Below are 12,584 nucleotides of genomic sequence, written 5' to 3'. Positions count from 1 at the left end.
TGAAATGTACTGTATAAACATCAAACATCCATTACAAGGCGGAATCCTACATTGTTTAAACTAATATCAGCCTCGATAGATGTACGACTGGCAGAACGACAGGTACTTGGATCTGCATTCACACTGCCACTTCTCAGGGTTCGGATATCAGAAATACCCTCATCCCAGGCAGTTCCAACCTTCGGAGCACCTTCATAGCCAGAATGCCATTCATCCTGAACAAATTCATAGACATTGCCATGCATATCATAAAGGCCCCAGCTATTGGGATTCAGATGCCCTACTGAATAAATATCTTCTCCATACCATGCATACTTATGCAAATCAGCTTCATCGTCCCCAAAGTAATATTTGGTGTTTGTGCCTGCCCTGCAGGCATATTCCCACTCTGCTTCGGATGGAAGACGATATTTATCCGTGCCTTCCAGTGAATTCAGTTTTTTTACAAATTCCTGTGCATCATCCCACGAAATTCCTTCAACAGGCCGATTATTTCCTACAACATAAGAAGGATTATTGCCCATAACCATAGCCCATTGCTTTTGGGTAACTTCGTATTTGCCAAGATAGTAATCATTTCCGATCATTACTTCATGGACAGGCCCCTCCCTATAGTAGTACCTGCCTTCTTCATCATCAGGAGAACCCATCATGAACTCACCATCATGAATCAGTACAAACTTCATACCAATGGAATTGATATAGTTCTCAGGAATTTCCTGCGAACTCATGACTTCTTCATCTTTGAAAATATCATCATTACTATTTTCAGATGCAATAACAATTGAATTCTTGCCTAAGGCTTCCAGATATTGAGAGGGAACTGCTTCCGAATCATCAATAAGAGGAATGACAATGAAACTAACAACAAGCCAGGTTGCTATTATGATAGATAACCATTTAACCAGAGTAACTTTCATCGATTTATGAGGGTTCACAACATCCTTATGCTTTCTCTTTGTATTTTCCTGTTCCTTCCGTAACCGACCATCGGAAAGCCGCTTTTTTGATGGTCCCCCCTGCACTTTATGGAATTGGGAGTCTGAAAACGGACTCTTTGCGGAATTAACATGAATTTTGCTCAATTTATCGAATTCAGGCTCTTTTTTTGAAGTTTTAGCCTGCTCTTTATGAGAATTTCCTTCTTCAAGCTGCTTTCTTTCTGTACCATCGCACTCTTTCAGCACTTCATCTTCAAGGCTCGGTATTCCTGCCCCATCCAACTCATTCAGCAATTCATCTTCAAGACTCGGTATTTCTGCTCCATCCAACTCATTCAGCAATTCATCTTCAAGACTCGGTATTTCTGCCCCATCCAACTCATTCAGCAATTCGTCTTCAAGACCCGGTATTTCTGCTCCATCCAACTCATTCAGCAATTCATCTTCAAGACTTGGTATTTCTGTCCCATCCAACTCTTTCAGCAATTCATCTTCAAGAACCGGTATTTCTGCCCCATCCAACTCATTCAGCAATTCATCTTCAAGACTCGGTACTTCTGCTCCATCTAACTCATTCAGCAATTCATCTTCAAGACCCGGTATTTCTGCCCCATCCAACTCATTCAGCAATTCATCTTCAAGACCCGGTATCTCTGACCCATCCAACTCATTCAGCAATTCATCCCCTGCATTTTGTTTTCTCTTTTTCTCTTCATTTTCCCTCCACATCCTTGTTGCTTCATGCAGTTTGATTTCAAAATCTGTAGCTTTCAATCCCAGAGGTAACATAGAATGCAATTCAGTGTTATTAAAAGGGGAAAGCGAAGAAGTAGATTGAGAACTCGTATCAGGTTTTATGATCTGTTTGCTGATTCCATCCAGAGGAATATTTAGATCAGCATCTAAGGGGGATGTAAATGCAACCCAGCCAGCCCCCAGATGAACTTTATTTGCATTTGCAATATCAATTTTATTAAAGCGTGTAGCCTTCTTGCCACCAATACTTGATACTGGAAGCTCACCACCGTAATTTCCATCCAAATAAACGTACTTAACTCCCTGATGGCATCTCTTTTCTTCTGCTTTTTTGCATACAAAAGGGGGAACATCCATTCCAAGTTCGTTCTTCATGATATTATTCCTTTAATACCATTCATCCCATACGTAGCCACCACAATTTACCCTCCTGATTGTAGCTTCACTAATTGATCTACCATTAGATTATTTAATACTCAATAATATAATAAAAGATTCATAGTATTCATATATGTAACTAACTTCTTCAGATTCAACAACTCTTCCACAGTTCCAACTAGTATAAGTACAAGAAGTCTTCTATCAGGTTATTCCTTCAAATATACCTGAAAGAGAACTAAAAGAATGCATACTAAAGATGTAATGCTAGGTAACGAATCCATCGGCAACCTCATAGTCAAACTATCTGCACCCGCCATAGTAGGATTGCTTGTACAGGCGTTATACAACCTTGTAGACACGATCTTTGTCGGAAGGGGATTGGGAGAGCAAAGCATGCTGGCCATCGCCGGCATATCCGTGGCTTTCCCTGTACAGATCCTCATGATGGCGATCGCTCTGGGAGTTGGGATCGGAGGTTCGTCCATAGTCTCAAGGGCACTTGGCAAAAAAGACATAATAAAAGCTGAAAGAACCGTTGCTAATATGGTAACACTGGTAGTAACAGTCAGTGTAGCTTTTACGATTCTTGGCCTGATCTTTCTGGACCCCATGCTAAAGATCTTTGGTGCTTCTGATATCGTACTTCCTTTTGCCAGCGAGTACACGAAGTATATTGTCATTGGAACGACGTTCTTCACATTCTCTGCAGCCATGAGCAATGCTATCCGTGCAGAAGGAAATACAAAGTTTGCAATGGCTATAATGCTGGTTTCCAGCATTACGAACATCATTCTGGACCCCCTGTTCATCTTCGAGTTCGGAATGGGAGTAAAGGGAGCAGCGATTGCCACTGTGATCTCACAAGTTGTCGGCTGTGTCATGGTCGTCTATTATTATGCAAGCAGCATGAGCAGGGTGGACCTGATCGTATCCTACATGAGACCGGAGACCGGAATAATGTCTGAGACAATTTCCATCGGAATGTCAGAATTCGTGTTCAACGTGGTGGAAAGTGCACTCTTCCTTCTTTTCAACCAGAGTTTGCTGATATATGGAGAGGATGTAGCGATCGCAGTCTTTGGTATCGTCATCAAGGTATTCATGCTGACACTAATGCCAATCATCGGAATAAAACAGGGAATACAGCCGATCGTAGGATATAACTATGGAGCTAACGAGTTTGCAAGGGTAAAAAAGACGATCAGCCTATCAAATTATATCGTTACAGCAATGTGTATAGTAAGCACCGTAATAGTTTTCCTGATACCTGAGCAGATCATGCGTGTTTTCAGCAATGACCCGCAGCTCATCGACATGGGCATCACTGCCCTGAAGATCTCTTTCCTAATGATGCCGTTTATCGGCTACCAGGTGGTTACCACTGCACTCTTGCAATCACTGGGAAAATCAAAGGAATCGCTTATTGTGACACTCTCCAGGCAGATCATATTCCTTCCACCACTGGTGATCATATTGCCATGGTTCTTCGGCCTCAATGGGATATGGATCTCATTCCCGATCTCGGATTTCCTTGCCTGTGTGGTCGCAGTACTCATCACAAAGAAAGAGATCGCTATGATGAAGCATTAAATTCCGGAAAAGATATAAGTAAAAATAATCGATCAGATTAAAAAAAGTAAAATGGAAATAGCAGAGATATTTCCATTATTCAACAATGATCAGACATTTTTGATTGTTCAACTTTTTAATTATTACATACCCTGCTTCTTATTCCTGTAATAGAAATAGATCACAATTGAAGATAAAGCTATCAGGATCACTGCGATAGAAAGTGGACTTCTCAGCCAGCCCATCTTTACCTGGGACTCGACCATGGTCTTACCTTCGAGGGCACTTTCGTGATCAGGATCAACAACCAGTGCCTTATCGAATGATTCCAGTGCCTCTTCATGCTCACCAAGCTCATGCAAGGTATAACCCTGACCGATAAGTGCAAGGGAATGTTCGGGCTCGAGCTCAAGTGCTGATTCAAAGGCAGCTAATGCTTCTTCATATCTGCCAAGATCATAAAGTACACGACCCAGGTTATAAAGAACATCCACATCCCCTGCAAAGATCTCAACTGACCTTTCATAGGAACTCAGTGCCTCTTCAGGGTAACCGAGTTCGGAGTAAGAATCCCCCCTGCCGGCCCATGCTTTTGCATAGTTTGGGTCTGACCCTATTGCTTCATCGAATAGTTCGATAGCCTGTTCATATTCACCAAGAGCAAAGAGTGAGAAACCTTTTCCACTTAACGCATTCACATACCCTGGCTCAATAGATATTGCCCCATCAAAAGCATCTATTGATTCTTCATATTTTCCCATCTCATAAAGACAATAGCCTTTCCCGGACCAAGCAGAAACATATCCAGCATCTGCTGAGATCACATGGTCATAAGCATTAATAGATTCTTCATAAAGTCCAAGACCATAGAGAGCATCGCCCTTACCTACCCATGCAACCAGATAATCCTCATTCAGCTCAATTGCCGATTCAAAGTTATCGAGAGCTTCCGAATACCTGTTCATTTCAAGAAGTGAATAGCCCTTGCCTGAATATGAATACACGAAACCCGGATCAATTGATAAGGACATGTCGTATGCTTCAAGGGAGTCTCCATACTGGCCAAACTCGTAAAGGATCCTACCCTTTCTATACCAGATCTGGGCATCGTCATCACCCATAACCGTTGCTTCATCATAAATAGACCATGCTTCATCATACCTTCCAAGTCTTATGAGAGAATCTGCCTTACCTGCATATGCATCCATAGAACCCGGATTGTACAGGAGTGCTTTGTCATAAGCTGCGATTGCTTCCTCATAGTTTCCGAGAGAATAGTATGCATCCCCTTTACCTAACCATGCAGCCGGATGTGTCTGGTGCAAACTGATAGCATAGTCGAATGCGTCCAATGCACCTTCATAATCTCCTTCTTCAAGCATATCATTCCCGCTTGCCACCCATTCAGTTACAGGAGAAGCACTTACAGGAATCGTTGATAATGTAAATAAAAGTAAAATTAACACTGGCAAAAGCAGCGTTCTTCTTTTGGCACATTTTTTCTTTATGACCAATTCTAAATGTTCTAACACCAAACCACCTTTTTAGATTATAAAATATATAAAGTAAACAATATGTAAGAATCAAATCATAAGTTATATGTTTTTTCAGTGAAAAAAGAAAAAAAATAAGGGGTGAATATTTGCAGAACAGAAATTGTTCACACGATCAGTCCAGCCTTTCCCCACATTCTTCACAGAACTTTGCATTATCCTTTACTTCTTTTCCACAATTTGGACACTTTCTGACCTCTGCCTCCGAACCGATAGTAGAACGCTGGATGAGGCTGTCAGTGATATTTGTAGTTCTTATGTTGTATTGCATGGACCCCTCATCAACGAAAAGTTTGATGTCAGTCCTCTTTTCGATCTCTTCCAACATCTTATGATAGAAACCGGTAAGTGCATCTTCTTTTTCAGCCCAGGCCCTCAGTATAAGACGTGATCTGCGCTTGCCCACAACTTCAACGTAGGAAGCATATTTCAGACCGCTGACACCTTCAGCATAGAACCTTGCAACACCCGTAAAAAGACTTGGTGTTGACGTTATCTCCGGCTCGATCATGTACATGTTCATGTCTTTGAGCACCCTTGTAGAAATATCGAACAGGTTCTCTGCGGGGATCTCAAGATCTTTGGAATCCTCTTCTGCCGAGATCAGGGTAGTAACCACCGACCTCCAGGAAGGTTCATCGATCTTGCTTACATGAAGCACCGGACACACTACGCTTACCATCTTGCCTTCAAGATCAACATGGCTACGCTTCTTTGTGTTATAATCGTAGTAATCAATGCCTGCGGAGATCTTACAATCACCACATTCACCAGTAGGACGGACCTCAAATGTAACTGTCTTACCTTCACCGAGTTCAAGCATAGAGATAGTTTTCTCAGCCTCTTTTAGCAGGAAAACATCAGGTACGAAAAGATTAACTCTGATATCACCTATCGGCTCAGAAGTATGGTTCTCGACCTTTACTTTATACTGAAGAACAGCACCACGGTAATAGAACGCAGATTTTACCACAATAGAACTACTTTCCTTCAAAGGCAAAGATGGTGCTTTTCCGACACTTGCTCCCATTGGCATGGATGAAGCTTTTTTGGTTTCAATAACTTCCCCCGGAACAGGCTCAGGCTTACTGGCGATCTTCGTGTAACGATCTTTCTTTTCGGATGGAGTAACTCTAGAACCACCGGTTCCGGATATTTTGGACTTCTTGTTCCGCCTTCGTGCCTTAATGATGCCTCTTAAAAATAGCACCACAAAGATGAAGGCCAGAATAAGAAAAAGGACGCCGGCCCCATTAGCACCATTGCTACTATCATCGTAATCGTCATACAATGTGGGATCTATTCTATCAGTATCAGTAGATGAAGACCTGCTAAAGTCAGAGACAGAATAGTACTGGACCTCACCTGATGAGACATAGAAACTGCCTTCCATACCCTCATATCCTGAAGATTCCAGTGTTACTGCATGATAACCAGGTTCCAGATAATTTAACTGTATCAAGGTATATCCATCACTTGTAACCTGATAATAACCATCGAGATATACATCATATCCCGACGGGATGGAATAGAGCACTATGGCACCCTGAGGGAAGTCCTTATAGAATATATAAAGACCGTCAATATCCATATAGTCAACATATGAATCCGAATATATGTCCAATACCTCAAATTCTAGGGAAATAAGACCGTCGTCGTAATAGAAATAGTCCCCCTCATAGTAGATGGCATTCTGGACCTCATAGCCATTCCATGTCACAGACATCTGCGCATAGTTGTTGTATGGATCAATATCGATTATGTTGAGAACATACCCTTCCTCCAACCAGAAGGAATCACCCTCTGAGAATACAACACCATAGTCCAGAGTTGACGAAGCACTGCCAACAGCGGATAATGACAGGACTAAAAAGGATAATAATATCAGTATTTTCACGTGTTTTTCTATCAAGATCGGACACCTGTGGAAACTAGTATATTATGTTAAGTTTGATTGCTATTAGTTCTTTCCAGAGCAAAGCTAGAAAGATAATTCATATCCTTTTAATGGCATATTTTTTAAAAGGTCGATCTTTGCCCCTTACATTGAGTTTAATCAAGCTTTGTACCGCATTGACCACAGAAATGTGCTTCTGCAGGGACTGTACTGCCACAACCAGGGCATTTTTTAACACCCGGTGCCCTGCGGGTCTGTGCTGCACCCATAATTTCAGCATCCAGTTCCTTTCTGCGATATGAATCCTCACGTTCGCGGTCTTCAACATCCATCATGAACCGGACCTTGTCCTCTTTTGCAATGCTCTCAGCCTCTTTCATTTTGGCAAGGGCCTCTAGCTGTTCAGGAGACATGTTCTGGAACTCCCTGCCCTGTGCAATGACGGTAGCAACATCTGAACCACCCTTTTCCATGACATTGCCCATGTATTCCATGTCCCGGGCATGTTTGCGGTCGTTCATGTCCTCATCAAGTTCCAAATCAACCCTTCGGGCTCCGGTCTTTGCTTCCCTCCATGAAGAAAAGGTTTCGATCGCCTGTTTAGCTTCAGCAGCATCGGCCTGATTCTCGATCTGCGAGATCCTGGACCTGTGAAGAGTATCTTTCTCTTCCTCTGTCCTGTAATGAGCTGCACTCACTGTTTCTTCCGCAAAGCCAGCTCTTGTTGAAGCAACATTTATCCGGCTGTCACGGTCCAGATCGCCTTCCCTTTCAAGGGTAGACATTTCCTTGAGCTCCTCTTTAACCTGAAATCCACTGCGTTCCTTTCTCACAACACCATAGTTGCCAAAGTCCCACTCACAAGTGTATTTTACAAGCTCGATACCCCATAGCAAAAGAGTATCCTTAAGCTGCATTTCAAGCTCATTTTCCATCCTCAGCTGAAGATCACGATTACCATAAAGAGATTCAATGTCCTCACCATGCACTTCCGGTTCAAGGACACGGGTTATCGTTTCACTCTCAAGGCGATCGTAGATATCGAATATTGAGAGATTCCTTTCCCCGTTCTTCTCCGCAACCGTATAGGAAAATATCATGCTGAAGAACTTTTTTGGATCATTAATCGTAAATCTCAGTATGCCCCCACATCCAACTTCCTGATCATCACGGGTCCACAGGCCGGGAACTTCCCACCTCAGCTCCTTAAAAGAGGTATCGATCAGAGCAATATCCACATCTTTGCGTAAGTTCCCTGGTTTTAGCAGGCCACCAACTCTCATTTTCCCACTGTCGATGATGTCTTCAACTACACCATTCTTAATCATAACAGCTTTCTCATTAGGTGAGAGCGTAATTGACTTGCTGAAGAAACCTTTTACATTCTTCTTAGGGATAACACGTGCAATATCATCAAGATCCTTCTTCCATTTGAACACCATAGTTCCAATACCTCCATCATCCGGCAATATGCTATAGATTAACATTGAACAAATATTATATATAATGTTTTCTATTGTATACATGGGCATACACCAGAGCTGATTTTTTATTGAGCAATAAGAGACATATCAATAAAAACAGGTCAACTGCACAAAATAATATATATATAACATCAATAAAATAGAATGAGAGGAAATAAAATGGGTCGCTCGTATCCAGTCAGTGCAAGAGTCTCAGAAGACAGCAAACAATACCTACAACATCTTGTTGAAGAAGGAGTTGCCATCAACACTTCTGAAGCATTGAAAATATGTATAAGGTATGCCAAACAAAAGAAAATGGAGGAGGAAATATAATGGGATTCACCAATCCATTCAAGAAAGTATCACCTGAAGAACTGAAAACAAAGTTATCAATGTCTGAACAGAGACTAACAGCACGAGAAAAAGAACTTGGCAAAAAGAGAGAAGCAGCTCGTGCAAAGGCCAAAGAAGCTCTTTCGGAAGGTAACGACAGAGAGTTTAGGGTAGCCTCCCGCAGATATTCGATGGTCGATGGACAGGTGAATACCATCGGCAGCATGGTAGAGATGGCACAGTCCATGACCGACGTTATCGAAATGCAGACCGGACTAAAAGAAGTAGTTGAAATAGGAGATAACCTCGGAAAATGGCAAAAAGAACTTGGTTTTGATACATCAAAGCTTGAGGGAGCGGTCACCAATATTCGTACATCCATGGAAAAAGTGAACACCGCCACCAGTATGATGACTTCTTCAATGGATGCCGCTATGAACGGAGGTTCAGAACTCAGCGAAATACAGGATTCACTCAGGTCTGAGTTACTGGCAGAACTTAGCACTGACACATCATCCAAAGATGAACTATCAAAGAAGATCAAATCAGAAATGGCCGAGTCAGAATGATCCAGCAGGATCATACTGACCTACAGATACTTTGGAGGTGCAAATCTGGGATCTGCAAGTTCACTGGCAGCACAGGCAAGGGGTTATGCAAAAGCTGCTAAGACATTGGAAGAAGAGAATGAAAAAGAGAGAGCAAGGGAACTTTATCTCAAGTCTGCAAAGCTCTACAATGAAGCTTCAAAGCTCTCAACTGACAAAATCGACAAGAATACACAACATGACCTTGCAGAACATCTTTTTGCAAAGGCGCAGTCATTCAAAAGTTCAGGCGTCCAATATTCTGGCTCAGGCACAGGAACAAAAGAGGATACCGACGAATCATCATTATCAAAAGATGACCTGATAATGACAGAAAAGCCTGATATCGGATTTTCGGATATCGGAGGCCTTGAGACTGTGAAAGAGGATATCAGAAAAGCCATCATATACCCATTCACCCACAAGGAACTATACCAGATGTACGGACAGAAGGCCGGTGAAGGAATACTACTGCACGGACCTCCTGGTTGTGGAAAGACAATGATGGCAAAGGCAGCTGCAAAGGAGTGCGGTGCTGACTTCATCAGTGTAAAGACCAGTAGTATTGTAAGCAAGTGGGTAGGTGCTTCCGAGAAGAACATAAAAAAAGTCTTTGACACTGCCAGGGAATGTGAGAAAGCGATCATCTTTTTTGACGAGATCGATTCTATTGCAGGCAGAAGAAGCGAAGCAGAAGACTATGCCAAAAGGGTGGTCAACGAACTGCTTGCCCAGATGGATGGAGTGGATACAGCCGATGACAACCTGCTTGTTCTTTCAGCTACCAACGAACCATGGGCCATTGACCCCGCACTTCGCAGACCGGGACGTTTCAGTAAACTTGTATTCGTACCGGAACCTGACCTTCCTGCAAGGATCGCTATTTTTAAACTTAACCTTAAAAAAAGGCCGATCGATAATGATGTTAATGTCGATAAACTTGCAGAGATGACCGGATCATATTCCGGAGCAGACATTTCAGCAATCTGCAAAGAAGCTGCTGACATTCCTCTTGGAGAGGCACTTCGTGGTGCAGAGCCCCGGAAGATAAAGATGAATGATTTCATCAAAGTACTTGAGCAAAGGAAACCGTCCATCACTAGCTGGTATTCCGAAGCACAGCGTGAAATAAAGAAGAGCGGCGAAGAGGAAGTCTTTAGCGAGCTATTCCACTGATAACAGAGAGTGAACGATATGGATCTGGAATCCCATCCCACAACATTGCAGGAAGAGAACAGGAAAAAAGTGCATGAACTCTTGAAGAGCACGCATTCACGTATAGAAAAACTGATCCAGAAGACCTATCAACAAAAGGATTCAGCCGCGACATCACAACTTCGACAGCTTCGGACAAGAATAACAGGACTAGTATCAGAAGCTGAAAAGAAAGAACTTGACTCCTTCGGAAGTCACGAAGGCAATATTGATGATTTCTACGAGAATGAAGAAAGATTCGTAGAAACATCTAGGATGCTGCTTCAGGAAGTGGAGAATGCACTTGCTACCGGCGAGAGTATCGATGTTTTTACCATCAGTGACCTTGTGGATAAAATAGAGATGGGATTTAGCCACAGGATCGAACTTACAAGCAAGAACCTGAGCGAATATGAGAACAGGATCGTAAGTAAAAAGCAAGCTCAAAGAGAGGAAAGGGAAAGGCAGGAAAAGGAACTAAGAGAGCAGGACCAGAAGGAAGCTGAGGAAAAAGCCCCTGCAGAAGACAAAATCGAAATGTCTGAGACATCTGAAACATTCCCCTCCGAAACCAAGACCAATCCAGCTGATGATATTGAAGATGAAACATCAGCCCGGTATGACATACAGGCCCCTGCTAAAAAAAGTGAACTTGATACTGAAACCCTTTCAAAACTCTACCGTTACATTAATACCCTGGAGCAAAAATTTGAGAAACAACATCCTGAGGTATCTTATAATGGAGAATATATCGCAGACAAGCAATGGAAGGTCGAACTTTCAAAAAGAAGTGTCCGTGGTTCCATAAAAGAAGGCAGGTTCAAAACTCCAATGCTTATCGTAGACAATTATTGGAAATCCATAGACGACAAGAGAGAAATCATCGAGATGATACAGGCAAAAGCAAATACCATCGAACAAAACCAGTATATGAGCCTGTGTTTTATCAACAGTTCCTGGGATCAAAGTATAAAGGATTGGGCAAGGACATATTCACATCAGAGACTGGGATTTTTCCTATACGATCTAGTGGAAGACGATCTTATATACAATGAAACTGATGAAAATAATCGGAAATTCGCATTCTGGCATTCCTCAAATGGAACCCGGACCAAATTGACAGAGATCGTGGATCAACTCATTGAAGAGGAAGAATACTTTGACCTCGGCGAGGTTATGGAATATTCCGGGCTTAACTTGACCGGGGCTAAAAAATTCATAGATGGTCTTGTCAAGAAGAAAGTGCTCATCGATGTTGGGCTGGGCACACCAAAATATACAAGATCAAAATAATGCAAGGTCAGGCATAAAGAATCAATCAATAGAACATAACTATTGATGCTTTACTTTTTCTAACGAAATGAACTTGTTGATAGATTTAACTATTGGATTAAATGAATTAAATTAAACGAGTTAAATTCGATAAGAGCTAATAAATAAACTAAAATTAAAAAAAGATAAGAAAAGAGTGAAAGGATCACTCTTCTGCAGGTGCTTCAGCTTCTGCACCGCCACCGAGGATGTCCTCAATGGTCTTGTCACCGTATGCAGTAACCTTTGTGTTGATCTGGGTAATATCGGTTGCGACTTCCCTTCCACGAAGGAACTTTCGGCGGCGTACACCTCTTGCTTTTGGCGTGTAACCGACGCCTCTTGCAACAAGGACCTTCTGTCTCTTAGAACCAGGAAGGTCAGGGCTCATTACGAAACCACTGTCATCAGTACCGCCTGTGATTGTCAGGGTGTATCCATCCAGACCTACTGTTGAACCATCTACGGTCTGGCCAATAGCCTTACCGATGAACTGGTTTGATTCAGCACCAGTGATATCGAACTGGTAGGTCTTGGTTTTTGGATCTGAAACTACAACTTTAAAATCTGCCATGATTTGCCTCCAAATATTAGTA

Annotated in this window: 10 protein-coding genes; 5 read left to right on the top strand and 5 right to left on the bottom strand. The window is 42.3% G+C overall.

Going from position 1 to position 12,584, the window contains the following annotated elements; all coding sequences use genetic code 11:
- Window positions 1–20 precede the first annotated feature (20 nt).
- The gene (locus LI82_RS13360) at window positions 21–2,072 is read right to left on the bottom strand and encodes a formylglycine-generating enzyme family protein (protein WP_052402753.1); all 2,052 of its coding nucleotides are present in this window, start codon (window positions 2,070–2,072) and stop codon (window positions 21–23) included.
- A 249-nt stretch (window positions 2,073–2,321) separates the two neighbouring features.
- On the opposite strand from LI82_RS13360, the gene LI82_RS05615 reads away from it, so the two are divergent.
- On the top strand, window positions 2,322–3,668 hold the full coding sequence (locus tag LI82_RS05615) for an MATE family efflux transporter (protein WP_048194018.1): 1,347 nt from the start codon (window positions 2,322–2,324) through the stop codon (window positions 3,666–3,668).
- Between the two features lie 122 nt (window positions 3,669–3,790).
- On the opposite strand, the gene LI82_RS05610 is transcribed toward LI82_RS05615, so the two are convergent.
- The 3 genes from LI82_RS05610 to LI82_RS05600 all read right to left on the bottom strand — a co-directional run bounded on the left by LI82_RS05610 (window position 3,791) and on the right by LI82_RS05600 (window position 8,584).
- The gene (locus LI82_RS05610) at window positions 3,791–5,179 is read right to left on the bottom strand and encodes a tetratricopeptide repeat protein (RefSeq protein WP_135607242.1); all 1,389 of its coding nucleotides are present in this window, start codon (window positions 5,177–5,179) and stop codon (window positions 3,791–3,793) included.
- A gap of 136 nt (window positions 5,180–5,315) precedes the next feature.
- Window positions 5,316–7,112: a zinc-ribbon domain-containing protein gene (locus tag LI82_RS05605; protein WP_048194014.1), complete on the bottom strand. Its 1,797-nt coding sequence runs from the start codon at window positions 7,110–7,112 to the stop codon at window positions 5,316–5,318.
- A gap of 140 nt (window positions 7,113–7,252) precedes the next feature.
- Entirely contained in the window at window positions 7,253–8,584 is a 1,332-nt protein-coding gene (locus tag LI82_RS05600; protein WP_160174952.1) for an SPFH domain-containing protein, read from the bottom strand.
- A 141-nt stretch (window positions 8,585–8,725) separates the two neighbouring features.
- Here LI82_RS05600 and LI82_RS13075 point away from each other — a divergent pair, with 141 nt between their 5' ends.
- The 4 genes from LI82_RS13075 (at window position 8,726) to LI82_RS05585 (ending at window position 11,970) form a co-directional block, all read left to right on the top strand.
- Window positions 8,726–8,896, top strand: coding sequence for a hypothetical protein (locus LI82_RS13075; protein WP_160174951.1), 171 nt, complete (start codon window positions 8,726–8,728; stop codon window positions 8,894–8,896).
- Window positions 8,896–9,465, top strand: coding sequence for a hypothetical protein (locus tag LI82_RS05595; protein WP_048194011.1), 570 nt, complete (start codon window positions 8,896–8,898; stop codon window positions 9,463–9,465). Before LI82_RS13075 ends, LI82_RS05595 begins: the two co-directional genes overlap by 1 nt.
- A 105-nt stretch (window positions 9,466–9,570) precedes the next feature.
- Window positions 9,571–10,659, top strand: a complete 1,089-nt coding sequence (locus LI82_RS05590; protein ID WP_052402752.1) for an ATP-binding protein — start codon at window positions 9,571–9,573, stop codon at window positions 10,657–10,659.
- An 18-nt stretch (window positions 10,660–10,677) separates the two neighbouring features.
- Window positions 10,678–11,970: a hypothetical protein gene (locus LI82_RS05585; RefSeq protein ID WP_135607243.1), complete on the top strand. Its 1,293-nt coding sequence runs from the start codon at window positions 10,678–10,680 to the stop codon at window positions 11,968–11,970.
- Between the two features lie 184 nt (window positions 11,971–12,154).
- On the opposite strand, the gene LI82_RS05580 is transcribed toward LI82_RS05585, so the two are convergent.
- Window positions 12,155–12,562: a 30S ribosomal protein S6e gene (locus LI82_RS05580; protein ID WP_048194009.1), complete on the bottom strand. Its 408-nt coding sequence runs from the start codon at window positions 12,560–12,562 to the stop codon at window positions 12,155–12,157.
- Between the last annotated feature and the right edge of the window lie 22 nt (window positions 12,563–12,584).

This window comes from Methanococcoides methylutens (assembly GCF_000765475.1).
Taxonomy (GTDB): Archaea; Halobacteriota; Methanosarcinia; order Methanosarcinales; family Methanosarcinaceae; genus Methanococcoides; species Methanococcoides methylutens.
This window is presented reverse-complemented; position numbering and strand designations above follow the sequence as displayed.